Genomic DNA, 25,516 nt, shown 5'->3' on the forward strand with positions numbered 1-25,516 from the left:
GATTCAGGCCGCGTCGAGGCAGGCACGGAAGGCCGAGACGGCGCGGTCGATGTCGGCCGCCGCGATGTGCCGATGCGTGACGAGACGCAGCCGCCGCGCGCCGAGCGGGCGCGTGCGGATGCCGGCCGCGTCGAGATCCGCGACCCAGCACGCGCTGTCCCGCCCGGTCCGCGAGAGGTCGACCTGCACGATGTTGGTCTGCGGCAGGTTCGCCGCGAGGCGCGGCAGGGCGTTCAGCCCCGCGCTCAGCTGCCGGGCGCGGTCGTGGTCCTCGGCGAGGCGCGCGCCCATGACGGTGATCGCCTCCAGGCCGGCGGCGGCCACGATGCCCACCTGCCGCTGCGTCCCGCCGATCATCTTCCGCAGGCGCCGCGCCGTCGCGATCACTGGCTCGTCACCGGCGAGCACGGCGCCGACCGGGGCGCTGAGGCCCTTCGAGAGGCACAGCGACACGGTGTCGACGTGGACCGCGACGTCCGCCGGCGCGACCCCGAGATGGGTCGCGGCGTTGAACAGGCGGGCCCCGTCGAGATGGACCGCGATACCGCGCGCGCGGGCGATCTCCGCCACCGCGGCCATATGGTCCGGCGGCAGAACGGTGCCGCCGGCGGCGTTGTGCGAGGTCTCCAGTGCGATCATGGCCGTGCGCAGCGGGCTCGCGCCGGGCCGGAGGGCGTCCTCAAGCCGGTCGAGGTCCATGGCGCCGTCGGCCCCGGCGATCCCGTCCAGGAACACCCCGGTCAGGGTGGCGGCCCCGCGCTCGGTGTGGAGCATGTGGGCCTGGGCCTCGAGCAGGACCTGCTCGCTGCGCTGAACCTGCGCGAGGATCGCCAGCAGGTTGCCCATCGTGCAGCTCGGCACGAAAAGTGCCGCCGCCTTGCCGAGCATCGCGGCGGCGGTCTCCTCCAGGGCGCGGGCGGTCGGGTCGGCGTCGAGCCCGTCGTCGCCCAGCGGGGCGGACCGCATCCGGGCGTACATCGCCTCGGTCGGCCGGGTGACAGTGTCGCTCCGCAGGTCGACGACGGACGGCGTGTCCGTCGCGTCGCGGTGATCGTCTCGCATGTCGGTCCCGCCGTCCTACCGGTACGCGGCCTCGTCGCCGGAATCGGTCGGGCTGGCCAGGGCCCGCTTGAGCACGTCGCTCATCGGCAATTCCAGGTTGATACCCTTCGGCGGGATCGGCTGCTCGAAATACTTGCCGTAGAGGCGCGCCACGGTCCCGTCCTGGATCAGCTCGACCACCGCCTTGTCGACCGCCGCCTTGAAGGCCGCGTCGTCCTTCGGCTCGAGGATCCCGTAGGGGGCGAATTCCAGGCCCTTGGTGCCGATCTTGTAATCGGCCGGCCGCTTGGCCCCCGCCACCGTGGCGTGGGCCAGGGCGTCGTCGTTGATGGCGCCGGCCGCGCGTCCGGTCTCCACGAGCAGGAACACCTCGGCGGTGTCCTTGGCGGGCATCACCTGGATGTCGAGCTTGTCGCGGACGTTGATCCGGGTGGCGACGCGCTGGGTCTCGCCGCCGGCCTGGGCCGAGATGGCCTTGCCGCGGAACGACGCGATGTCGTCGACATCTACCGGGGTGTCCTTCTTGGCCACCAGCACCACCTGCGCCACGAAGGTGGTCGGCGCGAACGAGACCAGCTTGTGCCGCTCGGGCAGGTTGCTGGCGGTGCCGCATTCCAAATCGATCGTGCCGTTGTTGATCAGCGGGATCCGGGTCGCCGACATCACCGGCACGTGGCGCATCTCGAGCTTGTTCAGGCCGAGGGCGGCCTTGAGCTTCTGCGCGACGTGCTCGCATATCTCCAGCGAATAGCCGACCGGCTTGGCGTTCTGGTCGAGGAATCCGAAGGGCGGCGAGGCGTCCGGGAAGCCGAGGCTGATCTGTCCGGTGGAGCGGATCTTGTCGAGGCGGCCCTCCGCGACCGACGGCGCGGCGAGCCCGGCCCAGCACAGAGTGGCCAACAGAAGCGGCAGCGTCCTCGACACGATCCGAACCCCCTCGCTATGTCTGAACCGGCGAAGCGCCCGGCCGCCCCGACAGGGAGTCGGTCCGAAGCTTTGCCGACTGATCCTAGGAGCGGCCGCGCGCGGGCGTCCAATGCCGATTCACCTGCCGAGCATGCGGATCTGATATGGCCGAGCGGCGCATGACCTTCCGGCACATCGAGGCCTTCCGGGCCGTGGTGGCCACCGGGTCCATGACCGAGGCGGGCCGGCGGCTCCACACCTCGCAGCCGCAGGTCAGCCGCCTGATCGCGCAGCTGGAGGCGATCACCGGCCTGCCCCTGTTCGACAGGAGCGGGAGCCGGGTCGTCCCCTCCCTCGACGGGACGCGGTTCCACGCGGAGGTCGAGCGCGCCTTCGTGGGCCTCACGAGCCTTGAATCTGCGGCCGCGCGGATCCGGGCCTTCGGGGCGGAGCGGCTGCGGGTGGCGGCGATGCCCCGGCTGGCGGGCGGTCTCCTCGCGCGGGCGGTCGTCCGCTTCCGGGCCGCGCATCCGGACGTGATCGTGGCGATCCATTCCGGCGACGACGAGACCGTGAACCACTGGCTCGCCACCGGCTCCTGCGACGCCGCGCTGACCATGCTGTACGGCGACGCCCCGGAGGCGCGCGCCGAACATGTCGAGACGCGCGCCTGCGTCGCCGTCCTGCCGCGGGACCACGCCCTCGCCGCGCGGGATTCGCTCGCGCCCGCGGATTTTCAGGGCGTGCCCTTCGTCGCCGCGTCGCTCGGGAGCGCCCTGCGCGGCCGGACCGAGGCCGTCTTCGAGGCCGCCGGCATCGGCCTGACCATCACCGCCGAGGCCGGCCTGGGCGCCTCGATCTGCACCCTCGTCTCCGCCGGCCTCGGGGTCAGCGTGATGAACCCGCTGGCCGCCCACGAGGAGGCGAAGGTCTCGCCGATCGCGATCCGGCCCTTCGCCCCCGCGCTCCCGGTGCATTTCGCGCTGCTGTTCCCACCGGACCACGCCCGGGGGCGGCTGATGCGGGCCTTCGGCGCCTGCGCGCGCACGGTCCTGCTGGAGGAACTCGCCCAGCTGCCGGACGCCGCGGGCGGGCGTCCGGCCGACTTCGCTCAGGCGGCGCGCTTCTCGGCGCCCGCGTAGAAGGTGCCCCCGCGCTCGGCCATCGCGGCCAGGTTGTCGGGCACGTGGAAACGGGGCCCGTGCTTGGCCTCGAGCGCCCGCGCGAGGTCGACGAAGGCCGCCGCGCCCATGAAATCGATGTACGACAGCGTGCCCCCGGTGAACGGCGCGAAGCCGAAGCCGAGGATCGAGCCGACATCGGCCTCGCGCGGATCGGTGACCACGCCCTCGCCGACCGTGCGGGCGGCCTCCAGCGCCTGGACCACCAGGAGCCGCTGCTTCAGCTCGGTGAAGTCGACGGCGTCGGGATCGAGGCGGTTCGGCTGCAGGTCCTTCAGGCCAGGCCAGAGGCGCTTCGGCGCGCCCTCCGGGTAGTCGTAGAAGCCCTTGCGGTTCTTGCGGCCGAGGCGGCCCTGGTTCTCGACCATCTCGGCGAGGATCGCCTTCTGCGCCGGATCGACGGTAGCCGGACCCACCTGCGCCTCGGTGGCCTTGGCGATCTTGAGCACGAGGTCGAGGGCGACCTCGTCGTTGAGCGACAGCGGCCCGACCGGCATGCCCGCCTGGCGGCCGGCGCTCTCGATCATCGCCGGCGGCACGCCCTCGAGGAGCATCTTGTGGCCTTCGAGGATGTAGGCGCCGACGCAGCGGTTGGCGAAGAAGCCGCGGGCGTCGTTGACGACGATCGGGGTCTTCTTGATCAGCCGGACGTAGTCGAGGGCGGTGGCGAGTGCCGCGTCCCCGGTCGCCTCGCCCTTGATGATCTCGACGAGCATCATCTTCTCCACGGGCGAGAAGAAGTGGATGCCGACGAACTGCGCGGGCCGCTGCGAGGCCTTGGCCAGGCCGGTGATCGGCAGGGTCGAGGTGTTGGACGCGAAGATCGCGTCGGGACGGATCACCGCCTCGACCTTCTGGATCACCTCGGCCTTCACCCGCGGATCCTCGAAGACGGCCTCGATCACCAGATCGCATTCGGCGAGCGCGCCGTAATCCGCCGTGGCCTGGATCCGGCCGAGCAGCGCCTCCCGGTCGGCCGTCTTGGCCCGGCCCTTGTTGATCTGGCCGGTGATGAGGGTGTGGGCGTAGGCCTTGCCCTTCTCGGCGGCCTCGACCGACTGGTCGACCAGCACCACCTCGATCCCGGCCTGCGCGGTGACGTAGGCGACGCCCGCGCCCATGAAGCCCGCGCCGATCACGCCGACCTTGCGCAGGTTCGTGGCCGGCACGTCCTTCGGGCGGCGCGCGCCCTTGTTCAGCTCGCCCATGGAGATGAACAGCGTGCGGATCATCGCCGCCGCCTCGGTCGAGCGCAGGATATGCGCGAAGTACCGGCTCTCCACCCGCAGGGCGAGGTCCATCGGAAGCTGCAGGCCCTCGTAGACGGAGGCCAGGATCGCCTTGGCGGCCGGGTAATTGTCGTGCGTCTCGCGGCGGTAGATGGCGTTGGCCGGCGGCCAGATCATCATGCCGGCGGGGGAGTAGACCTTGCCGGACGGCGCCTTGAACTTCGGCACGTCCCAGGGCGCCACCGCCGAGCCGCCCTCGCGGATCCAGGCCTTGGCGCGCTCCACGATCTCGGCCTGCGGCGCCACCGCGTGGATCAGCCCCATGCCCTTGGCCATGGGCGCGCGGATCTGCTCGCCCTTGAACAGCATCTGCAGGGCGTCGCCGGTCTGCATGAGCCGCGCGACGCGCTGCGTGCCGCCGCCGCCCGGGAACAGCCCGACCTTGATCTCCGGCAGGCCGACCCGGGTTTTCCCGTCATCGGAGGCGACGCGGTAGTGGCAGGACAGCGCCAGCTCGAAGGCGCCGCCCAGGCACAGGCCCTGGATCGCCGCCGCGAAGGGCTTGCCGCAGGTCTCCAGCCGCCGGAACAGCAGCGACAGGCGCCGGGACGCCTCGAAGAAGTGGCGCATCGCCACGTCCTCGCCCTGCTCGCCCTTCAGCTGCTCGTAGGCCCGGCCGAGGCCCTGGAGCATGGTGAGGTCGGCGCCGCCGGAGAAATTGTCCTTGCCGGAGGCGATGACGCAGCCCTTGATCGCCGGGTCGGACGCGACCTGCTCGATGATCTGCTCGAGCTGGTCCATCACGCCCTCGGTGATGACGTTCATCGAGCGGCCGGGCATGTCCCAGGTCGCGAGAGCGATGCCGTCGGAATCGATCTCGAAGCGGAAATCGGTCAGCGTCACGGTGCCGTCCTCCCTGGGTTCCGCCGACGATCCGCCGGCGCACTTGCATTAAGGTTGTGTTGAGCGCGTCCGCCCATTGTCTGCCGGCCGGGGTCACTCACCGAAAGCCGCACATGACGAAGGATTCCGGTTGCCGCGCCTGTCGCGCCGGCACCAAGCTCGACTTCGACTTCACGATGGCGTTCCAGCCGATCCTCGACCTCGCGGACGGCAGCGTCTGGGCCTACGAGGCGCTGGTGCGCGGCCCGAAAGGCGAGCCGGCCTACACGATCCTCGAGCGGGTGACCGACGAGACCCGCTACCAGTTCGACCAGGCCGCCCGCGTCAAGGCGATCGAGCTCGCCGGCACGCTGTTCCCCCGGGACAGCGCCACGCGGCTGTCGATCAACTTCATGCCCAACGCGGTCTACGAGCCGAATGCCTGCATCCGCGCCTCGCTCGAGGCGGCGCGGCGCATCGATTTCGCCCACCGCCGCATCATGTTCGAGTTCACCGAGCAGGAGCGCTTCCGGGACATCGAGCACGTCAAGGGCATCGTCGCGGCCTACCGGAAGCAGGGCTTCCTGACGGCGCTCGACGATTTCGGCGCCGGCTTCGCCGGCTTGAGCCTGCTCGCCAACTTCCGCCCGGACCTGATCAAGATCGACATGGACGTACTGCGCGGCCTCGACAGCGATTCCGGGCGCTACGCCATCGTCTCGGGCGTCGTCGCCATCGCCCGCGCCCTCGACGTCGCGGTGCTCGCCGAGGGCGTGGAGACCGCGGCGGAACTCGACGCCCTGCGCAGTATCGGGATCACGCTCGTCCAAGGCTACCACTTCGCCAAGCCCCTTCTGGAGGGGCTGCCCCCGGTCGCGGGCTTCGCCCCCGTGGCTGCCGCGCGCGCAGCCTGACGCCGGACCGACGCGCGCGGCCGTCATCGCCTACTTCGGCGCCGGAGCCGGGGCCGCGGCGGGCGGCACCGGCGGCACCGGCGGGGTGCCGGGCTTCGGCGTATTGTCGGTCGCCGCGGCCACCGCCAGCATGTTGAGAAGCTTGGTGACGGAGTTCTGCGAGATCGCGGTCACCGACGAGTTCGGATCGGCGTTCATCGTCTGGAATTTCAGATAGGTCGGGTCCGAGTAGATCTCGTCGAGGTGCTTGAGCTCGGCGAGGCTGAACTTCTCGGCGTAGTCCTTCGAGAGCCCCTGGATCATGAGGGTCCGCTGCTTCTCGAACTCGTCCAGCAGCTCCTTGCGCACCGCCTCGGCGCGGGCCTCCGGCATCGGCGCGACGGTCTTCTCCAGGGCGACGTTGAACCCGGTCTGGAGGTTCTTGATCAGGGTCTTGTTGACGAGGTTCGTGGCCGCGGCGACGCGGTCCGCGGCGTCGTCGGCGCGGGCGGTCACCGGCAGGCTCAGGGTGACGCCCAGACAGAGCGTCGCAATCAGGCGGTTCAAGGGCTTGTCTCCCGTTGTTTTATCGTCCGGACCGCGAAAGGGCCGAGCGTCGCCCGCGCCTCTAGCAGCGTTCCCGGTTTTTGGGGAGCGGCGCGGCGCCGCTCCCGGACGCGCGGGGTTCACACCCGCTCGATGATGGTCGCGGTGCCCATGCCGGCGCCGATGCACAGGGTGACCAGCGCGCGCTCCTTGCCGGTGCGCTCCAGCTCGTCGAGCGCGGTCCCGAGGATCATCGCGCCGGTGGCGCCCAGCGGGTGGCCGAGGGCGATGGCGCCGCCGTTCACGTTGACGGCCTCCGGGTCGAGGTCGAAGGCCTGGCAGAAGCGCAGGACCACCGCCGCGAAGGCCTCGTTGACCTCGAACAGGTCGATGTCGGACAGGCTCAGGCCCGACTTCGCCAGGACCTTGCGGGTGACGTCGACCGGCCCGGTGAGCATCAGCGCGGGGTCGGACCCGATGTTGGCGAAGGCGCGGATCCGGCCGCGCGGGCGCAGGCCGGCGGCCTCGCCGGCCGCCCGGGAACCGATCAGCACGGCGGCGGCGCCGTCGACGATGCCGGATGAATTGCCGGCATGGTGGACGTGCTCGACCGCCTCGACGTCCGGATGCGCGTCCGTCGCCACGGCATCGAAGCCGCCCATCTGGCCCATCTGCACGAAGGACGCCTTCAGCGCAGCGAGCGACTGCATGTCGGTGCCGGGGCGCATGTGCTCGTCGCGGTCGAGGAGCGTGATGCCGTTCACGTCGCGGACCGGGACCACGGAGCGGTCGAACAGGCCCTCGCCCCAGGATTTCGCCGCGCGCTCCTGCGAGCGCACCGCGTAGGCGTCGCAATCGTCGCGGGTGAAGCCGTACTTGGTGGCGATCAGGTCGGCCGAGACGCCCTGCGGCATGAAGTAGGACTTGATGGCGATCGCCGGGTCGACCGGCCAAGCGCCACCCGAGGCGCCGATGCCGATGCGGCTCATCGATTCGACGCCGCCGCCCACCGCCATCTCGTGCTGGCCGCTCATGACCTGCGCGGCCGCGAAGTTCACCGCGTCGAGGCCGGAGGCGCAGAAGCGGTTGATCTGCACGCCCGGGACGTGCGCCCCGTAATCCGCCACGAGGGCGGCGGCGCGGGCGATGTCGCCCCCCGCCTCCCCCACCGGGTCGACGCAGCCCAGGACCACGTCGTCGACAAGGCCCGTGTCGAGGCCGTTGCGGTCCTTGAGGGCGCGGAGCGCGGTCTCAGCCAGCCGCAGGGCGGTGACTTCGTGGAGGGAGCCGTCCGCCTTGCCGCGCCCGCGCGGCGTGCGAACGTGGTCGTAGATGAAGGCGTCCGTCATCAGCACTCCCCCGGGGCGTCGTTCTTCGCCGGTCGGCGACGCGGCCTTACAGGGCCGTCTCGGTTCGCGCCAGTCTGCCACGGCGCGCGCGCCCTCGGCCAGCCCCGAAAGCGGGGAGCCGGCGAAGGGCGCGTGACAGCCGCGGTGATTTGGTCGTGCTGGTCCAGCTCCGGCGAGATCAGCCGGGCGCGGGCTCCCCCTACGCCCGCCCCGGACCGAACCTGCTCCGGCAAGAGCAGGCTCATCCCGGGCCCGGTGCGGGGGATTTCGCGCGTTCGACTAGTCCTGAAGCATCCGCTTCAGCAGCTCGACTTCATCGCCGAGCACCGAATCTTCGCCGATCTGCTTCTCGATCTTGCGCACGGCGTGCAGCACGGTGGTGTGATCGCGCCCTCCGAAGCGGCGGCCGATCTCCGGCAGCGAGCGCAGCGTCAGGACCTTCGACAGGTACATGGCGATCTGGCGCGGCTTCACCACCGCGGCGGTGCGCCGTTCCGACAGGATGTCGGACCGCGAGACGTTGTAGCGCGAGGCGACCAGCTTCTGGATGTCCTCGATCTTGATCCGCTTCGGCTCGCGGTTCTTCACGAGGTCGCGGATCGCGCTCTCGGCCGTCTCCATCGTCACGGCGGTGCCGGTGAGCGTGGCGTGGGCCAGGAGGCGGTTCACGGCGCCCTCGAGGTCGCGGCCGTTGGCGGTGATCGCCCGGGCCACGTAGGCCGCCACCTGCGGCGAGACGTCGAAGCCGGGATGCGCGGCCCGCACCGCGGCGAGCCGCGCCGACAGGATCGAGACGCGCAGGGCCTCGTCGAGGGCCGTGATCTCGACGACGAGGCCGCCGCCGAGCCGCGAGCGGACCCGCTCGTCCAGGGCCTCGAGCTCGGTCGGGGGCCGGTCGGAGGCGACCACGACCTGGCGGCCGGCATCGATGAGCGCGTTGATCGTGTGGCCGAACTCGGCCTGGATCGACTTGCCCTGGATGAACTGGACGTCGTCGAGGATCAGCAGGTCGATGCCGCGCAGCCGCTCCTTGTAGGCGAGCGCCGACTGGGTCTTCAGCGCGTTGACGAAGCCGTACATGAACCGGTCGGCGGTCAGGTAGATCACCCGGCGGCCGGCCTCGCGGGCGGCGTGGCCGATCCCGTGCAGCAGGTGGGTCTTGCCCAGCCCGACGCCCGCGTGGAGGTAGAGCGGGTTGTAGAGCGCGCCCTCCCCCTGGTGGTTGGCGACGCGCTCGGCGGCGGCGTGCGCCAGGGCGTTCGAGCGCCCGATCACGAAGCTCGCGAAGGTCAGCCGCGCGTCGAGCGGCGTTCCGCTGAGGTCGCCTCCGGCCTCGGCGCCGCGCGCCTCGGCCGTCGGCGCGACCGCGGCGACCGGGATCGGCGCGCTGGTCGCGTGGAGGCGGGCGAGCGGGCCGCTGGCCGGGCCGGGCTTGGCGACGCCGGCGGCCACCGGACGGACCGGGGCCCCGGTCCCGCGCACCCCGACCTCGATCCGGGCGATCTCCTCGACCTCGGCCTTGAACGTGTTGAGCACGCGGTCGAGGTAGTGCGACTCGATCCAGGACTTGAGGAAGCGGGTCGGGACCGTCAGGCGGGCCGTCCCGCCGGCGACGGCCTCCAGCTCCAGGCGGGCGAACCAGCTCGCGAACACATCCTCGCCCAGCTCGGCCCGCAGCCGGCGCTTCACGCGGGCCCAGGCAGACCCGTAATCGGTGTTGCCGCCGCCGTTGCGGCCCCCGTCGTCGTCGCTCGCCACCGTTCCGTCGACACGCATCACTGGCTCTCCCGACGCTGCCCACGGAATCCCGCAGGCGGCGCGTACGCACGAATTACGCCCTCAGCGTCCCGCAAGAACGGGCGGGACAGAGTCCTCTCAACGGAGTCAACCCCAGCGCGAGGAACTTTTGCCGATTGGGAGAGCCTATCAACAATTACCTACGGTTCCTTTAACAGTGGGACTTGTGGGGACGGCGCCGATTCCCATTCGCAAGTGTTCCCGTCGGGGCTGAACACGGCCGCTAGAGTCTTGGCGAATCAGATCGATTCGCATGAATCCCGAAATCGTCGTGTTTTGCTTGTCCGGTGTCAGTTTCTGTTAAGCTACACGCCGTTTCCGGACTCCGCAATCGCGCCGATTCTTGGATAGGGTTAACGCTTTCGCGCCAGCCGATTCCCGCCGCACGCGGCGGTGCCCGGACAGCGCGCACGAAAAAGCCCGGCGCGAAGGCCGGGCTGGAAGCCGTCTCAGTGGTGCGTGGCGGCTTAGGCGGCGAGCGCCTTCACGCGGGCGGCGAGGCGCGAGACCTTCCGCGAGGCGTTGTTCTTGTGAACGATGCCGTGCTGGGCGGCGCGCATCATCTCGGGCTCGGCGGCGCGGAGGGCGGCCAGCGCGTCCTGCTGGTTCCCGGTGGCGATGGCCTCCTCGACCTTGCGGACGAAGGTCCGCATGCGCGAGCGGCGCGAGCGGTTGATCGCCGTGCGCTTGGCGATCTTGCGGGTCATCTTCTTGGCCGAAGCGGTGTTGGCCATGTACGTCCTCGTGTTTCTCGTCGGGCGATGCCGACGGGCCGGCTGGGCCGGAAATCGGTCGTCGCGTCAGGTTGTCTGGCGATGGCCGAGACGCAGCGCGCGCGAAAGCGCGGCCCCTCGGCGAAGCGGCTTCTATAGTCAGGGGGGGGCCGCGCGTCAACGCGCTCGGCGGCGAAACCGGATCGCGGGCCTCGGCCTCACCCCCGGGCGCCGGGACGCGTCCGGCAGGCTTCACCGAAGACGTCGGATCGCGGGAGGCCGCATCGCCGCGACGATGACGGCGGCGGCCGGCTCTCCCAGGAGCGCTCCGGCTATTCGGGCCAGCGCAGTGCCGCCGCCGCCGCCAGCGTCCCGACCACGGCGGCGATCAGCGTCAGCGCCGCCAGCACCGCGAGCGGCACGAGGAACGGCACCGTGCCGCCGCTCGCTGCCTGCGCGGCCGAGACGCCGAAGATCAGCGTCGGGATCATCAGCGGCAGGACCAGGACGGCCAGGATCAGGCCGCCCCGGCGAATCGAGGCGGTGAGCGCCGCGCCCACCGCGCCGATGAAGCTGAGCGCCGGGGTGCCGGCCAGCAGCGTCAGGGAGGTCGCGCCCATGGCGGTGCCGTCGAGCGCGACCAGCAGGCCGAAGAGCGGCGCGGCCAGGGCCAGCGGGAGTCCGGTTGTCAGCCAGTGCGCCGCGACCTTGCCGAGCACCACCAGTTCGAGGGGCACCGGCGCGGCGGTCATCAGGTCGAGGGAGCCGTCCTCCTCGTCGGCCTGGAACAGGCGGTCGAGGCCGATCAGCGTCGCCAGCACGGCGGCGAGCCACAGGATCGCCGGGCCGATCCGCGACAGCAGGTTGAGATCGGGCCCGAGGGCGAAGGGCACCAGCGCGACGATCATCAGGAAGAAGACCAGCGACAGGGCGCCGGAACCGCCGACCCGGCCGGCGAGGCGCAGGTCGCGGGCGATGAGGGCGAGGACCGCGCGAATCACGCCCACTCCTCCAGCACGTCCGCGACCGGTGCCGCCACGGCGGTCTCGATGCGCAGCTCGGCCGCGCCGGCGAGGCCGAGGGACTGGTGGGTGGCGGCGATCACGAGGCCGCCGCCGGCCCGATGGCCCTCCATCAGCTCGGCGAGCACCGCCTGCGAGGCCGTGTCGAGGGCGGCGGTGGGCTCGTCCAGGAGCCAGAGCGGGCGGGCGCAGACCAGCAGCCGCGCTAGGGCCACGCGCCGCCGCTGCCCCGCCGACAGATAGGCCACCGGCAGGTCGTGCGCGTGGCCGAGGCCGAGCCGCTCCAGCGCGGCGCGCGGGTCCAGGCGCGGCGCGCCCAGGAGCCGCTGGGCGAACAGGAGGTTCTCACCCGCCGTCAGGGAGCTCTTCAGGCCGTCGCGGTGGCCGACCGTGTGGAGGCACTCGGGCAGGCTGGCCTCGCCGACATCGGCGACGTCGACCCGCCCGGCATCGGCCCGCAGCCGGCCCGACAGGATGGCGAGGAGGCTCGACTTGCCCGCCCCGTTCCGCCCGGTGATCGCCAGGGCGTCGCCGGGTCCGAGGGCGAAGGACAGGTTGGCGAAGATGCGGCGGCCGGAGCGGCGGCAGGCCAGATTGTCCACGCTGAGCCGCACCCGATACCCCGCCCTCGTCCCGCCACCGCGCGGCCGCTCCGCCATCGCCGCCTCCATGCCCGATTGCGCCGCGGAACGGAACCGCGCGGCCCAGCTGCGCTTTCGTTCCGGGACGGAGGATTGCCCATGCCCGAGGCGAGGAACCCGAGCGAGACCGAGGTCGCCGCGACGCCCGACGCGGTGGCCGGACGCGCCAAGGTCGAGGCGCGGATGGCGCAGTGCACCCCCGAGGAGCAGACGGCGTTCTGGGAGGCGGTGGGGCGCTGCTTCGGCGGCGGCAAGCCCCCGGAGATGAAGCCGGCCTCCGGCTGATCAGCCACCCTTCCGCGTCAGGGCCCGCAGCGCCCCGCGGAACGTCCGCACGTCCTGCTCGGTCAGGCTCATGCGGTGCAGCATGTCGCGCATGTTGCGGGCGATGATCTCCCTCTTCTCCGGCGGGTAGAAGCCGGCGCCGTCGAGGGCCGCCTCCAGGCTTCCGAACAGGGCGATCAGCGCGTCGCGGGTCGCGGGCGGCGACAGGAGTTCGCCCGTGAAGGGCAGGCGCGCCCGGCCGCTCGCCTGCCGCCACGCGTAGCCGACCAGCAGGACCGCCTGCGCGAGGTTGAGCGAGGGAAAGTCCGGGGAGACCGGGAAGGTGACGATCGCGTCGGCGAGCGAGACCTCGTCGTTGGTGAGCCCGACCCGCTCGCGGCCGAACATCACCGCGGTGCGCTGGCCGTTCCGCGCCGCGACTTCGCCCATGGCCTCCTCGGGCGCGGAGACCCGCTTCATCTGCCCGCGCTCGCGCGCCGTGGTCGCTAGCACGTAATGGCAGTCGGCGATGGCCTCGGCGACGCTGCCGTAGATCGTGGCCGCGTCCAGGACGTGCGTCGCGCCCGAGGCCGCCTCACGCACGCCCTTCTTGGGCCAGCCGTTCTTCGGGTTGACGAGGCGCAGCTCCGACAGGCCGAAATTCGCCATGGCGCGGGCGGTCATGCCGATATTCTCGGCGAGTTGCGGCTCCACCAGGATCACCGCGGGGGCGATCCCGGGCGGCAGCTCGGTAACCTTCCCGGGGGCGTCGTCGGGGGTGTCGCCCTGTGCGGCTCGGCTCGTCATGGCGGCCGTCTGGCACGGCGGGCCCGCGCCCGTCGAGGGGCGAGTGACGATGCCGCCCGGATGACAGCGCGCGCCTTCCGTCGCCGGAAGGGCCGCGCTATGTCGCGGAGCGATTCCGGCCCGGGGCGCCCGACAGGTCCCCGGGACAACGACCGCACGGCCCTTGCATGCCGTGCGCGGGGACAACGCGGGAAGGCATCGGTCCATGGCGAAGATCAAGGTAGCGAACCCCGTCGTCGAGCTCGACGGCGACGAGATGACCCGGATCATCTGGGCCGAGATCAAGAACAAGCTCATCCACCCCTATCTCGACGTCGACCTCGAGTACTACGACCTCGGCGTCGAGCACCGCGACGCCACCAACGACAAGGTAACGGTCGACGCCGCCGAGGCGATCAAGCGCCACGGCGTCGGGGTGAAGTGCGCGACCATCACCCCCGACGAGCAGCGGGTGCAGGAATTCGGCCTCAAGGAGATGTGGCGGTCGCCGAACGGCACGATCCGCAACATCCTCGGCGGCGTGATCTTCCGCGAGCCGATCATCTGCAAGAACGTGCCGCGCCTCGTGCCCGGTTGGACCCAGCCCTTCGTGATCGGCCGCCACGCCTACGGCGACCAGTACCGCGCCACCGACTTCAAGGTGCCCGGCAAGGGCCGCCTGACCATCAAGTTCGAGGGCGACGACGGCACGGTCATCGAGAAGGAGGTGTTCAAGTTCCCCGAGGCCGGCGTCGCGATGTCGATGTACAACCTCGACCAGTCGATCATCGACTTCGCCCGCGCCTCGATGAACTACGGCCTCGCGCGCAAGTACCCGGTCTACCTGTCGACCAAGAACACGATCCTCAAGGCCTATGACGGCCGGTTCAAGGACCTGTTCCAGAAGGTCTACGAGGACGAGTTCGAGTCGAAGTTCAAGGCGCTCGGGATCACCTACGAGCACCGCCTGATCGACGACATGGTCGCATCGTGCCTGAAGTGGTCGGGCGGGTACGTCTGGGCCTGCAAGAACTACGACGGCGACGTGCAGTCCGACACGGCCGCGCAGGGTTTCGGCTCGCTCGGGCTGATGACCTCCGTGCTGATGACGCCGGACGGCCGCACCGTGGAGGCCGAGGCCGCCCACGGCACCGTCACCCGCCACTACCGCGAGCACCAGAAGGGCCGCGAGACCTCGACCAACTCGATCGCGTCGATCTTCGCCTGGACCCGGGGTCTGTCGCACCGCGCCAAGCTCGACGGCAACGACGATCTGGCGAAGTTCGCCGCGACCCTGGAGAAGGTCTGCGTCGACACGGTCGAGGCCGGCCACATGACCAAGGACCTCGCCCTCCTCGTCGGACCGGACCAGAAGTGGCTCTCGACCACGGGCTTCCTCGACAAGGTCGACCAGAACCTGAAGACCGCGATGGGCGCCTGAGTCTCCAGCCCCCGGCGTGGACAGCGGCGGGCGGCCTCCGGGACGCCCGCCGTTCTCACATCCGCGCGCCGCCGGCGCCTCAGGCGCCGCTCGCGCGGTCCGGCGGGCGGGTCTGGGCCAGGGCCCGGGCGACCTCGAGAAGCAGGAGGTCGATGGCGGCCCGCATCAGCGGATCGCCGACCGTGTCGATGAGTTCGCGCACCCGCAGGCACTGCGCCGCGAGCACGTCCAGCGCGGTATCCTTGCTGTCGAAGATCATGTTCAGGCCACCAGGTAGGCGGGTTCGGAGACGAGCACCGAGCGATCGTCGCCGCGGACGGCGCGGAGCTTGGCGAGGGTGCGGGCGTCGAACCGGGCGGTCGCCGCCATGATCTCCTCGCCGGCGATCTGGACCGGGAGGCCGAGCGGCTGCGGGCGGAAATGCAGCTGGATGACGTGGATCATGTAGAGGGTCGGCATCTGCAGCAGCAGGCTGTTGACCCCGTGCGCGAGGCCCCACTCGACGATCCCGGTGAGCAGCGCGATCGAGACCGGATTGACGACGCGGCCCTTCGCCCGGTGCGAGCGGGCGACGCCCTGGCGGGTCCATTCCCAGATCTGCGGGCCGACCGGCCGCTCACCCTCGCAGAGCTGCGGCAGCACGTCCGACAGGAGATGCGGGCGCGTGGTCGGCAGGAGCCGGCTGTAGCCGACGACTGTGTTGCCCTCCATGGCGAGGAAATGGATCGCGTGCGGCGTGTCGAACTGATCGATCTCGCGGCCGTCCGGCCGGGCCAGCTCGCTCCAGCCCTTCTCGGCGACGAAGATCTCGTGGCGCAGGCGCCAGGCCTGCTCCATCGCGTCGGCGTAGCGATCCGCGTTGGCGGGGGTGACGATGTGGATCACGAGAAAACCTCACGTTGGTATGACGCGAGTTCTCGTCGGTTCACCGGGAGCTGTGTACTACGAGAAACCGTAGGGTCGAGGACCCCGTCGGGCTGAAGCGCGCGGCACTCGCCGCTGTCCCGGCACGCTCTCTCGTCTCGGGCTGCGGGGCATCCGGATGCCGCGGCGCGGTCTCTAGGTTATCAGGCCGGCCCGGAGCGCCTGCGCCACGGTGTGGGCACGGTTGACGGTGTCGAGTTTCGATCGGGCCGAGCGCAGGTGGTAGTCGACGCCCGCGGCGGTGATGCCCATGACGATGCCGATCTCGACGTCGGTCTTGCCTTCCGCCGCCCATTGCAGGGCCTCGCGCTCCCGCGGCGAGAGGCGCGCCGGCCCGCGCCCGGCCGGACGGCTGTTCATCAGCAGCAACTGACCGACCGCGTAGGTCGCGACCAGGTTGACCGCAACGCGCTCGGCCGGATCGATCTCGATCCGGTCCCCGGAGACGCTGATCCCGCCCGGCTCGCCGTCGAGGGTCACGAACGGGATCGTGAGGCCCGCGCGGATGCCGAAATCGCCGGCCTCGTCCATGACGCGCCCGGCCGTCGGCGTATCGGGCCGCACGGCGCTCCAGTCGAACGGCGTCGCCGTGGTGCAGAGCCGCCGGACCGTGGGGTCGTGGAGGGCGTAGCCCTGCGTGACGTACCGCCGCGCCCACTGCTCCGGCATGGTGCTGGCGAGCACGAACCCGGCGTGCCGCCGCTTCGGCAGGCCGGGATCCGGGACGATCCCGGCCATGATGTACGAGACCCCGTAGCGCGTGAAGGCGTCGACCAGCAGCCGCGCGATCTCGTCGGGCGTGGCCGCCCGTTCCAGATCGCGCAACACGCTGAAGGTCCTGTCCAGGTGCTTCGGATGCGGCATGCCCTATCTCAAAGTTGATGCACGCACTGCGACAAATGGTGAGTCGAACGCAACCTGAGGATGGCATCGCCGCGACTGAAAGGCTAGGGTGGCGCCGAAAGCTCTGCCGTTAGGATCGGTACAGCGGTCGGAGTACGAGTTTCGCAGGCATGACAGACGACGCGACCCCGCCGACGACCCGCTGGCTGCTGGAACGGATCGCAGCCACGCTGAACGTCTGTCCGACCTTCTTCCTCCAGACGGACCGGCCCGACGAGACAGCGACGGATCAGGAGACGCGGGACTGCGCCGAGGTCGCCGCGCTGTTTCGCGCGATCAAGTCGCCGGCGCGGCGCGACGCTGTCCTGAAGCTCCTGCGCGAGATGAGCCGCGAGACCTGACGGCGCGCGCCCCGGGGCTGCCGGTTCGCGGGCGCCGTCAGGCCGCCACGAGGAGCGCGGCTCCGGCGACGCCGGAGAGGACCAAGCGCAGGCGGCCGAGCCAGAGGGGCGTGAGCCCGCGGCGGGGCAGGTCCTGATCGATGAGGCCCCAGGCCAGCACCAGGCCGCCGAGGATGCGCAGGTCCCACGGTGCCGGCGCGGCCATCGCGGCCCAGGCCACGAGGGACGGCACGATGGCCACGAGGTAATCGCCGTTGCCGGCGTTGCGCGCCGCGGCGGCGCCCCAGCGGATCCCTCCCAGGAACGAGGCGATCACGGCCCCGTAGGCCGACAGGATGGTGCGCGGAGACAGGCCGATGCTGCTCAGGCCACCGTCGGTGCCCGACACCGCCAGGGCCGCGAAGCCCAGGAACGGGATGAGACCGGCGACGCCGAGCACGATGGCGCCGAGCGGGACAGTACTCCGGTGCGCCATCCATCCTCCGGGCATCGGCAAGGGTTGGCGACCCGCGCGATCCGACCCTCGGTCCGACGCCGCCCTGTCGCAGCGTTCCCGCATCGCGGCGTGGCGGTCAAGGTCGCTCCCGTGGCCGGAGCGCGCGCCCGGACCGCGGTCAGCTCCGGCGCGGCGGGGCCGTGAACGGCACGGCGCCGGGCACCGGTGCGCCGAGGAGGGACATCGGTGCGTTGGCCGGCATCTTCGGTGCGGGCGGCTCGTTGATCGCCGCGTCGATCTTTCGCGGCTTGAAGTTCGTCGCGAGGCTCTTGGCGCTGGCGAGATCGGCGGGGCTCAGCTTGTTGGCCACGTCGTCGCGCTTCTTTCCGGCATCGTCGTCGCCCTGGCTCGCGGCCGCGGAGAACCACGCGTAGGACTGGATCAGGTCCTGCGTCAGGCCGAGGCCGCGCGCGTAGAGGACGCCGAGATTGTACTGGCTGTCGCGGACGCCGAACTCGGCGCCCTGGCGGAACCACGAGGCCGCGGAGGCGAAGTCGGGCTTGCCGTTGGCGGCCGGGTTCTCGGCGTAGAGCACCGCCAGATTGTGCATGGAGCGGGCATGGCCCTGCTCGGCGGCGCGGCCGTACCAGAGCTTCGCCTTGTCGAGGTCGCGGACGACGCCGGAGCCCTTCTCGTAGTGGCCCGCGAGCTTGTACTGGGCGGGCGCGTAGCCGGCCGCGGCCAGCTTCTCGTAGAGCTTGGCGGCGACCGAGAGGTCGCGCGGCATGCCGCGGCCGTCGGCCTCCCGGGTGGCGAGGTCCCAGATCGACGCGCCGTCGCCGTCGAGGGCGGCGAGCTTCACCTTCGCCAGCGCCGGCGGCAGGTTGCCGAGTTCGGCCTGAAGGCTGTTCATCCCGGAGACCTGCGGCACGGCCGCCTTGGCGCCGGGCCGTGCCTCCGCGGGGACGGGATTGGGCAGGGCCTGGGTCGTCGTCGGGTCTGCCGGGGCCGGCTTGGACTCGGCGCTCTCCCTGACCGGGTCCTTCGACGCGTCCCTGGAGCCGTCCTTGGAGCCGTCCGCAGCGTCCTTCTGGACGTCCGCGGCATCGCCGCGGGACGGCGCGACCAGGCTCGTCGGAGCGGGCGGCCGCGACTCGTCGGCGCCGCGCATGGTGATCGCCTGGAGCGCCCCGAGGGCCAGCACGATGGCGGCGAGGCCGAGCAGCAGCGGTCGGCGCCGGCGATCGATCTCGGCGCGCAGCCGACCGAGAAGGCCGGTCGACGCGCCCTGGAGGGCGGCCACCCGGTCACCGCGGGCTTCGCGGCGCTCGGCCGGCGCCTCGGCGGCCAGCTCCGCCTGGGCAGCCTGGGCCGCGCGGCGCGCGGCGGCGATGAAGCTGGTCTTGATATCGGTCTCGGATTTGGCGTCGACCGCCGACCGCGCGGCGACGTCGCCGAGGCGCTCCTGCGCGGGCCGGCGGGCGGACGGCTCCCGGGCCGTCCGCGGCTCGCGCGGCGGCCGGCCGCTGCCGGGCTCGAGCAGGTCGTCGGCAAGGCGGGAGGCCTCGACACCGTCGCGCCGCGGCTTGGCGCGCGCCTCGACGGGCGCGAGGGCCACCTCAGGGCTCGTCGAGGACATCAGGCGCTCGTCGAGGGACGGCCCCCGTACCGGGACGGCCTCGGCCGGGCCGAGCCGGACGAGGAGCCGCTCCAGGGCCGACTGAACCCCCTCGAGGGTGGCACCGAGGCGCTGGTCGGAGGCGACCTGCCGGGCCTGCATGTCCGCGAGGCTGGCGCGCAGGAGGCCGATCTCGCCCGACTCGGCCGCGCCGAGTCCGGACGTCTGGAGGGTCTGGGCGACCGCGTTGCGGGCGGCGCGCTCCACCACGGCCTCGCTCGGCGCCGCGTCCTTGAGCGCCGTCACCTGCCGCAGCAGGTCGCCCATGGTGCGCTCCAGGCCGGCCAGCGCCGGATCGGCGCTGTGCGGCGCGTCGAGACGGCCGGCCAGCGAGACGACCTGCCGCTCCAGGGCGTCGAGGCCGTCCTGCTCGGACCGGTTGCCGACCTGATCGACCTTCTCGGCGAGGCTCCGGAGCATGGCGTGGATGGACGCCATGTCGCCCGAGCGGGCGACGCTCGCGTCGCCGGAGCGCTCGGACCAGTCGTCCCGGGCGCAGAGCACGTCGACCTTCTCGGCGAGCGCCTGAATCTGCTCCGCCAGCGCGGCCGGCGCGGCGATCTTCACGTCGCTCCGGATCTCTTCCAGGATCGGCCGCAGGTCCGGACCGGCGGCCGTCCGCTGCAGCTGGGCGATCTGCGCGCTCACCGCCTGCAGGCTCTGCGCGAGGCCCTGGATGCGCTCCGGACCGGCGAGCGCGCCGATCTGCCGCCGGATCTCCTCGAGTTCGGCGAACAGGCCCGCGAGGGTGTGGTCATCCGGCCCGGCCGCGCCGGTCGCGGCCGCGGTGTCGAGGCGCTCGGCGAGGCGCCGGACGTCCTCCGCGACGCGGCTGTGGACGTTCTCGGCCACCTCCTCGGCGAGGCGCTCGACCTGGGCGCGGACCTGCTCGATCGGCGCCGCGATGGCGGTGAGATCGGTCCCGGCCTGGGCGCGCTCGATGCCGCTCGCCAGGGTGACGACCGCCTGCTCCAGGGCGCCGATGTCGCGGCTCGTCGCCAGCTGATTGATCGCCTCCCGCAGGCGCGTGGTCTCCTCCTGGAGCTCGATCAGGGCGGTCGACGGCGCGACGCCCTCCTCGATCCGGGCCTCCAGGCGGCGGGCGAGGTCGAGGCGCATGCTGGCGACGACGCCGCCGTCGGCCGGGGACGCGGCGGGCCCCGGCTCGGCGCCCTGCGCCAGCTCGCGCTGCCGCTGGCGGATGTCCTGGACGGCGCTGCGGATGTCGGCGGCGGCGGGGCGCGCGCGACGGCCGGGCGCGCGGGTCGCGGCGACCTGCTCGCCGAGCTGGGACATGCGGCGCTCGATGTCGCCGAGGCGCTCGGTCACCTGCTGGACGGGGGCAGCCTTCAGGGCGCGCTCGATGCGCGACTCGATCTCCGCGAGGCGCCGCGCCTCGGCCTCCTGGGCGGCGCGCCGCTCGTGGTCGAGGGCGCGGTCGAGGCCGTCGAGGCGGTCCATCAGAGCGGCGATGCCGTCGCCGTAGCCTTCGGGGCGCGGCGCCGTGCCGTGAGCCCGGTGGTCGGACACGGCCGGCGGCAGGGGACGCTCGGCCGATGCGTCGGGCCGGGCGCCGCCGAGGGCGAGCTGCTCGGCGCGGTGACGCCGCCGGTGCCGGCGATTGCCCTGGCCGGCCGCCTGCTGCTGCGGCACCACCGAGGCGATCCAGGTCTCGAGCGGGACGCCCGCCCGCGCCGCCACGTCGCGGGCCGCGTCGAGCACCTCGGGATCGAAACTGTCGAGCTGCGGCATCGCGTTGCGGGTCATCGGTGGCCTGTCGTCGGCAGCGTTCGGCGTCCGTTTCCTCGGCGCAGAGCGGGACCGGATTTCGGTATCCACGGACGCACGCGTCGGATCGTTCGAGCGTGACCATTAACTTTCTTGGTAAACACGAAGTTAAGGTCTGCTGGGCGCGGTAATGGCTGCGACCTTCCCGCGACTGAGGAACGGCGCCGCGTGTCGCGCGATCGGCGGGCGGAGCCGTTGCTCCGGGGGCAGCGTGGCGTTTACATGCGGCCAACGCGGCGGGCCGTTCCGAGAGGCCCGCACCAGACGGGGGAAGCCAGAGATGCCGCAGTATCGCGCTCCGGTCGAGGACACGCTGTTCCTGCTCACCGACGTCCTCGGCTTCCACGCCCGGGACAATCTGGCGGGCTTCGCCGAGGCCTCGCCCGACGTGGTCGAGGCCGTCCTGCGCGAGGGCGCGAAGCTTGCCGAGGAGGTGCTCGCGCCGCTCAACCGCACCGGCGATGTCGAGGGCTGCCGCCGCGAGGCGGACGGCACGGTGCGCACGCCGGCCGGCTTCAAGGCCGCCTACGACACCTACGCCAGCGGCGGCTGGATGGGCCTGTCGGTGCCCGAGGCCTACGGCGGCCAGGGCCTGCCCCACACCCTCAACACGGCGATCCAGGAATTCGCCTCGGGCGCGAACCTCGCCTTCGGCATGTATCCCGGCCTGACGCAGGGCGCGATGGCGGCCCTGCTGGTCCACGGCTCCGAGGAGCAGAAGGCGCTGTACCTGCCCAAGATGGTCGAGGGCGCCTGGACCGGCACGATGAACCTCACCGAGCCGCATTGCGGCACGGATCTCGGGCTGCTCAAGACCAAGGCCGTGCCGAACGGCGACGGCTCCTACAGCATCACCGGCACCAAGATCTTCATCTCGGCCGGCGAGCACGACCTCGCCGAGAACATCGTGCACCTGGTCATCGCCCGGATCGAGGGCGCGCCGGCCGGCACCAAGGGCATCTCGCTGTTCGTGGTGCCGAAGTTCCTGGTGAACGCCGACGGCTCCCTCGGGGCGCGCAACGGCGTGTCGTGCGGCTCCCTCGAGCACAAGATGGGCATCCACGGCAACGCCACCTGCGTGATGAACTACGACGGGGCGACGGGCTGGCTCGTCGGCCAGGAGAATCGCGGCCTCAACGCCATGTTCGTGATGATGAACGAGGCGCGGCTCGCCGTCGGCGTCCAGGGCCTCGGCCAGTCCGAGGTCGCCTACCAGAACGCGGCCGCCTACGCGAAGGACCGGCTCCAGGGCCGGGCCCTGACCGGCGCAAAGGCGCCCGAGAAGGCCGCCGACCCGATCATCGTCCATCCGGACGTGCGCCGCACGCTGATGCAGATCCGCGCCTTCAACGAGGCGGCCCGGGCCCTCATGCTCTGGACCGCGCTCCAGGCCGATATCCTGCACCGTTCCGAGGGTGCCAAGGAGCGGCAGGCGGCCGACGATCATCTCGGCCTGATGACGCCGGTGGTGAAGGGCGTGTTCACCGATCGGGGCTTCGCCAACGCGGTCGAGGCCCAGCAGCTCCTCGGAGGCCACGGCTACATCGAGGAATGGGGCATGTCGCAGTTCGTGCGCGATGCCCGCATCGCCATGATCTACGAGGGCGCCAACGGCATCCAGGCCATGGACCTGATCGGCCGCAAGCTGCCGAAGGACGGCGGCCGGGCGATGATGACCTTCCTGGGCGAGGTCCAGACGTTCCTGAAGGACCACGGCGAGGATCCCGCCATGGCGCCGTTCACCAAGCCGCTCCAGGCCGGACTGAACGACCTCCAGGGCGCCGTGATGTGGCTGATGCAGAACGCGTTCAGCAAGCCCGACAATGCCGGGGCCGGCGCGACCGACTTCATGCACCTCTTCGGCCTCGTGGCCCTCGGCTACATGTGGGCGAAGATCGCCAAGGCCGCCCAGGCCAAGCACGCCGAGGCCCCCTCCCCGCGCTGGGAGTCGAAGCTGACGAGCGGCCGGTTCTTCATGGAGCGGATGCTGCCGGAGACCGCCCTGCGCCTCAGCCGGATCAAGGCCGGCGCGGACAGCACCATGGCGCTGGAGGCGGAAGCTTTCTGAGCGTCCCGCCGGCCGCGCGCCTCGCGCCAGCCGGCGGCTTCTGGTCAGATCGCTGGAAGCGCCGCCGCCCTCCCGCGCGCAGCGAAGCGATCCCGCCGGCGCCACGCTTCCCGCTGGCGCGCCGCCCGGGATCGCTTCGCTGCGCGCGCGAGGGCGCCGGGCTCACGCACCCAGCGCCGCGTCCAGATCCTCGATCAGGTCGGCCGGATCCTCCAGGCCGATCGACAGCCGCACCACGTCGGGGCCGGCGCCCGCGGCGGTCTTCTGCGCGTCGGTCAGCTGACGGTGGGTCGTCGAGGCCGGATGGATGATCAGCGAGCGCGTATCGCCGATATTGGCGAGGTGCGAGAACAGCTGCAGGCTCGACACCAGCTTGACGCCCGCGTCGTAGCCGCCTTTCAGCCCGAAGGTGAAGACGGCCCCGGCGCCGTTCGGCGTGTAGCGCCGGGCGAGCTGGTGGTAGCGGTCGGTCTCCAGGCCGGGATAGCTCACCCACGACACCGCCGGATGCGTCGACAGGTGCTTGGCCACCGTCAGCGCGTTGTCGGAGTGGCGCTGCATGCGCAGCGGCAGCGTCTCGATCCCGTTCAGGATCAGGAAGGCGTTGAACGGCGACAGCGCCGGCCCGAGATCGCGCAGCCCCAGCACCCGGCAGGCGATGGCGAAGCCGAAATTGCCGAAGGTCTCGGCCAGCACCATGCCGGAATATTCCGGCCGCGGCTGGCTCATCATCGGGTAGCGCGCGTCGCCGGCCCACTGGAACGAGCCGCCATCGACGATCAGGCCGCCGATCGAGTTGCCGTGGCCGCCGAGAAACTTGGTGGCCGAGTGCACCACGATGTCGGCGCCGTGCTCGAAGGGCCGGATCAGGTACGGCGTCGCCATGGTGTTGTCGACGACGAGCGGGAGGTTGTGCTTCTTGGCGACCTGCGACAGCGCCGCCAGATCGGTGATGACGCCGCCGGGGTTGGCGATCGATTCGCAGAAGATGGCCTTGGTGCGCGGCGTGATCGCCGCCTCAAAGGAGGCGGGGTCGTCGTTATCGGCCCAGGCCACCGACCAGCCGAAGTTCTTGTACGAGTGATTGAACTGGTTGATCGAGCCGCCGTAGAGCTTGTTCGAGGCCACGAACTCGTCGCCCGGCTGCATCAGGGCGTGCATGGTCAGGAACTCGGCCGCGTGGCCCGAGGCGACGGCCAGGGCGGCGGTCCCACCCTCCAGCGCGGCGATGCGCTCCTCCAGCACGGCGTTCGTCGGGTTGGTGATCCGCGTGTAGATGTTGCCGAAGGCCTGGAGGCCGAACAGCGACGCCGCGTGGTCGACATCGTCGAAGACGAAGCTGGTGGTCTGATAGATGGGCGTCGCCCGCGCGCCGGTGGCCGCGTCGGGGGCGGCGCCCGCGTGGATCGCCAGCGTGTTGAAGCCGGGCATGCGGTCGGACATCGTCGGGTCTCCTCAGAGCACTCGAGCCTGTACGCCCGCCCGGGAGTGCGGCGCAAGACTCGGCCGCCGAGACGCGGCCGCCGAGACTCAGCCGCCGAGACTCAGCCGCAACGACTCGGCCGCGAAGACTTCTCCGCGACCGGGCGCGCCGCGATGCCTACACGTCCGGCCGGTGCCCGATGTCGATATGCGGCTGACCCGCGTCGACCAGGGCGCGGTCCACGGCCTCGATGGCGAGCAGGGTCCGGGTCAGGTCCTCGGCCATGGAGATCGGCGCCAGGTCGAGGCCGCCCAACCGCCGGGCGATGGCGTTCCGCTGGCGGGCCAGGGCGGCGCGCGCCCGGTTCAGATCGTCGATCTCGTCGGCGGTCATCCGCGCTCCTCCTCGTCGGGGCCGGCGCCGCGCTCAGGCGCCCGGCGTCCAGTCGATGTTCGGGCGCTGGGCCAGCATGCGCTCGAAGTAGTTGGCGACGGCCTGCGCCCCGTCCGTGTGCATCATCGCGACCGGATGCGCGAGGTAGGCACGGGCGAGATCGACGGGAATCCGGCCGCCCTGGAGCGCGCTCAGCACCTCGTCGATAAAGGCGTCGTTGGCCTCGTTGAAGTCATTCGACAGCTTCTTGCGGTCGTTGAGGGCCTTGATCGGCATGCAGCATCCTTGTCGCTCGGCTACGGGGCGGGCTCGGCCGGAAGGCTCTGGCCGAACCGGGCCGGGGCGGCGATTGTTCCGGCCAGAGAGCCTGCTCACAGGTCCAATGCGCGTGCGAAGCCTCACCGCTCGGTAACCGTCCGCACATGACCCGTGGAGCGGAGTCCCGCGCTCGGGCGTTTACCGGTCATGACGACCGAAATCACCCGCTCTCACACCGTCGAGATCGTCCCGTGCGCTGACGATCCCCGCTGCTTCCGCTGGGTCATCCGCAGCCGCGGTGGCGCGATCGTGGAACACTCGCCCTACGCGTTCGTCACCCAGAACGGGGCGCGGATATCCGGCGCGTGCTGGATGCGCGAGCATTTCGCCGACGGGCAGCCTGCCTAACCGCCCGCCCGCGACACGGTCCGAAGGTCGATCGCCGCCCCTCGAACCAGGCCGCGTCGCGTGTCTGGGCCCGCAGATCGCCGCCATGGCAGGGCCGAAGCCGCAATCGTCGCGGCGACGGCTCAAGACAACCTTGCCGATGTTCTGGATCCGTAAGGCATCGGTTAAGCATTGTTTCGCCGCG

The 25,516-nt window shown here is 71.5% G+C and carries 25 protein-coding genes; 7 read left to right on the forward strand and 18 right to left on the reverse strand.

Going from position 1 to position 25,516, the window contains the following annotated elements:
• Positions 1–3: 3 nt before the first annotated feature.
• Together ACLBXO_RS08530 and ACLBXO_RS08535 are read right to left on the reverse strand one after the other, a co-directional pair.
• Complete coding sequence (locus ACLBXO_RS08530) at positions 4–1,062, reverse strand: GntG family PLP-dependent aldolase (RefSeq protein WP_447685105.1); 1,059 nt, start codon at positions 1,060–1,062, stop codon at positions 4–6.
• Between the two features lie 15 nt (positions 1,063–1,077).
• Complete coding sequence (locus ACLBXO_RS08535; RefSeq protein WP_447685106.1) at positions 1,078–1,962, reverse strand: amino acid ABC transporter substrate-binding protein; 885 nt, start codon at positions 1,960–1,962, stop codon at positions 1,078–1,080.
• A gap of 185 nt (positions 1,963–2,147) precedes the next feature.
• Between ACLBXO_RS08535 and ACLBXO_RS08540 the strand changes: the two genes are divergently transcribed.
• A complete protein-coding gene (locus ACLBXO_RS08540) occupies positions 2,148–3,110 on the forward strand; it encodes a LysR substrate-binding domain-containing protein (RefSeq protein ID WP_447685107.1) in 963 nt (320 codons plus the stop codon).
• Here ACLBXO_RS08540 and ACLBXO_RS08545 read toward each other — a convergent pair.
• Complete coding sequence (locus ACLBXO_RS08545) at positions 3,080–5,281, reverse strand: 3-hydroxyacyl-CoA dehydrogenase NAD-binding domain-containing protein (RefSeq protein WP_447685108.1); 2,202 nt, start codon at positions 5,279–5,281, stop codon at positions 3,080–3,082. The genes ACLBXO_RS08540 and ACLBXO_RS08545 overlap by 31 nt on opposite strands.
• 113 nt (positions 5,282–5,394) lie before the next feature.
• Between ACLBXO_RS08545 and ACLBXO_RS08550 the strand changes: the two genes are divergently transcribed.
• Entirely contained in the window at positions 5,395–6,174 is a 780-nt protein-coding gene (locus ACLBXO_RS08550) for an EAL domain-containing protein (RefSeq protein ID WP_447685109.1), read from the forward strand.
• 30 nt (positions 6,175–6,204) lie between these two features.
• Here ACLBXO_RS08550 and ACLBXO_RS08555 read toward each other — a convergent pair whose 3' ends face one another.
• From ACLBXO_RS08555 to ccmA, 6 genes are all read right to left on the reverse strand, one after another.
• Positions 6,205–6,720, reverse strand: coding sequence for a hypothetical protein (locus ACLBXO_RS08555; RefSeq protein WP_331313374.1), 516 nt, complete (start codon positions 6,718–6,720; stop codon positions 6,205–6,207).
• 119 nt (positions 6,721–6,839) lie between these two features.
• Entirely contained in the window at positions 6,840–8,048 is a 1,209-nt protein-coding gene (locus tag ACLBXO_RS08560; protein ID WP_331313375.1) for an acetyl-CoA C-acetyltransferase, read from the reverse strand.
• A 279-nt stretch (positions 8,049–8,327) separates the two neighbouring features.
• Entirely contained in the window at positions 8,328–9,824 is a 1,497-nt protein-coding gene (gene dnaA, locus ACLBXO_RS08565; RefSeq protein ID WP_331313376.1) for a chromosomal replication initiator protein DnaA, read from the reverse strand.
• 488 nt (positions 9,825–10,312) lie between these two features.
• On the reverse strand, positions 10,313–10,579 hold the full coding sequence (gene rpsT / locus ACLBXO_RS08570) for a 30S ribosomal protein S20 (protein ID WP_007561677.1): 267 nt from the start codon (positions 10,577–10,579) through the stop codon (positions 10,313–10,315).
• A 311-nt stretch (positions 10,580–10,890) separates the two neighbouring features.
• The gene (ccmB, locus tag ACLBXO_RS08575) at positions 10,891–11,559 is read right to left on the reverse strand and encodes a heme exporter protein CcmB (RefSeq protein ID WP_012322650.1); all 669 of its coding nucleotides are present in this window, start codon (positions 11,557–11,559) and stop codon (positions 10,891–10,893) included.
• Positions 11,556–12,194 (reverse strand): heme ABC exporter ATP-binding protein CcmA, encoded by a 639-nt coding sequence (gene ccmA / locus ACLBXO_RS08580; RefSeq protein ID WP_447685110.1) that lies wholly within the window; start codon positions 12,192–12,194, stop codon positions 11,556–11,558. The genes ccmB and ccmA overlap by 4 nt, the downstream gene beginning before the upstream one ends.
• Before the next feature lie 126 nt (positions 12,195–12,320).
• Here ccmA and ACLBXO_RS08585 point away from each other — a divergent pair, with 126 nt between their 5' ends.
• Positions 12,321–12,506, forward strand: a complete 186-nt coding sequence (locus ACLBXO_RS08585) for a hypothetical protein (protein WP_447685111.1) — start codon at positions 12,321–12,323, stop codon at positions 12,504–12,506.
• Here ACLBXO_RS08585 and ACLBXO_RS08590 read toward each other — a convergent pair whose 3' ends face one another.
• The gene (locus tag ACLBXO_RS08590) at positions 12,507–13,292 is read right to left on the reverse strand and encodes an RNA methyltransferase (protein WP_447685112.1); all 786 of its coding nucleotides are present in this window, start codon (positions 13,290–13,292) and stop codon (positions 12,507–12,509) included.
• A gap of 205 nt (positions 13,293–13,497) precedes the next feature.
• On the opposite strand from ACLBXO_RS08590, the gene ACLBXO_RS08595 reads away from it, so the two are divergent.
• Entirely contained in the window at positions 13,498–14,712 is a 1,215-nt protein-coding gene (locus ACLBXO_RS08595) for an NADP-dependent isocitrate dehydrogenase (RefSeq protein WP_331313391.1), read from the forward strand.
• 79 nt (positions 14,713–14,791) lie between these two features.
• Here the strand turns inward: ACLBXO_RS08595 and ACLBXO_RS08600 are convergent, their stop codons facing one another.
• From ACLBXO_RS08600 to ACLBXO_RS08610, 3 genes are all read right to left on the reverse strand, one after another.
• On the reverse strand, positions 14,792–14,971 hold the full coding sequence (locus ACLBXO_RS08600; protein ID WP_331313390.1) for a hypothetical protein: 180 nt from the start codon (positions 14,969–14,971) through the stop codon (positions 14,792–14,794).
• A 2-nt stretch (positions 14,972–14,973) separates the two neighbouring features.
• Entirely contained in the window at positions 14,974–15,597 is a 624-nt protein-coding gene (locus ACLBXO_RS08605; protein WP_447685113.1) for an acyl-homoserine-lactone synthase, read from the reverse strand.
• A gap of 174 nt (positions 15,598–15,771) precedes the next feature.
• On the reverse strand, positions 15,772–16,500 hold the full coding sequence (locus tag ACLBXO_RS08610) for an autoinducer binding domain-containing protein (RefSeq protein WP_331313388.1): 729 nt from the start codon (positions 16,498–16,500) through the stop codon (positions 15,772–15,774).
• Positions 16,501–16,649: 149 nt separating this feature from the next.
• Here ACLBXO_RS08610 and ACLBXO_RS08615 point away from each other — a divergent pair, with 149 nt between their 5' ends.
• Positions 16,650–16,880 carry a hypothetical protein gene (locus tag ACLBXO_RS08615; protein ID WP_447685114.1) on the forward strand — a complete coding sequence of 77 codons (231 nt, stop codon included), beginning with the start codon at positions 16,650–16,652 and terminating at the stop codon, positions 16,878–16,880.
• 37 nt (positions 16,881–16,917) lie between these two features.
• On the opposite strand, the gene ACLBXO_RS08620 is transcribed toward ACLBXO_RS08615, so the two are convergent.
• Positions 16,918–17,355 (reverse strand): DUF3429 domain-containing protein, encoded by a 438-nt coding sequence (locus ACLBXO_RS08620; RefSeq protein ID WP_331313386.1) that lies wholly within the window; start codon positions 17,353–17,355, stop codon positions 16,918–16,920.
• 139 nt (positions 17,356–17,494) lie between these two features.
• Positions 17,495–20,761, reverse strand: a complete 3,267-nt coding sequence (locus ACLBXO_RS08625) for a hypothetical protein (protein ID WP_447685115.1) — start codon at positions 20,759–20,761, stop codon at positions 17,495–17,497.
• A 301-nt stretch (positions 20,762–21,062) separates the two neighbouring features.
• Here ACLBXO_RS08625 and ACLBXO_RS08630 point away from each other — a divergent pair, with 301 nt between their 5' ends.
• Positions 21,063–22,850, forward strand: a complete 1,788-nt coding sequence (locus tag ACLBXO_RS08630; RefSeq protein WP_447685116.1) for an acyl-CoA dehydrogenase C-terminal domain-containing protein — start codon at positions 21,063–21,065, stop codon at positions 22,848–22,850.
• Between the two features lie 162 nt (positions 22,851–23,012).
• Here the strand turns inward: ACLBXO_RS08630 and ACLBXO_RS08635 are convergent, their stop codons facing one another.
• The 3 genes from ACLBXO_RS08635 to ACLBXO_RS08645 all read right to left on the reverse strand — a co-directional run bounded on the left by ACLBXO_RS08635 (position 23,013) and on the right by ACLBXO_RS08645 (position 24,942).
• Entirely contained in the window at positions 23,013–24,293 is a 1,281-nt protein-coding gene (locus ACLBXO_RS08635; RefSeq protein ID WP_447685117.1) for an O-acetylhomoserine aminocarboxypropyltransferase, read from the reverse strand.
• 157 nt (positions 24,294–24,450) lie between these two features.
• Positions 24,451–24,666: a hypothetical protein gene (locus tag ACLBXO_RS08640; protein ID WP_331313380.1), complete on the reverse strand. Its 216-nt coding sequence runs from the start codon at positions 24,664–24,666 to the stop codon at positions 24,451–24,453.
• Between the two features lie 33 nt (positions 24,667–24,699).
• On the reverse strand, positions 24,700–24,942 hold the full coding sequence (locus ACLBXO_RS08645) for a hypothetical protein (protein ID WP_020091367.1): 243 nt from the start codon (positions 24,940–24,942) through the stop codon (positions 24,700–24,702).
• Between the two features lie 189 nt (positions 24,943–25,131).
• Here ACLBXO_RS08645 and ACLBXO_RS08650 point away from each other — a divergent pair, with 189 nt between their 5' ends.
• On the forward strand, positions 25,132–25,332 hold the full coding sequence (locus ACLBXO_RS08650) for a hypothetical protein (RefSeq protein ID WP_331313379.1): 201 nt from the start codon (positions 25,132–25,134) through the stop codon (positions 25,330–25,332).
• Positions 25,333–25,516 lie beyond the last annotated feature (184 nt).

Source organism: Methylobacterium sp. C33D (genome assembly GCF_053345825.1).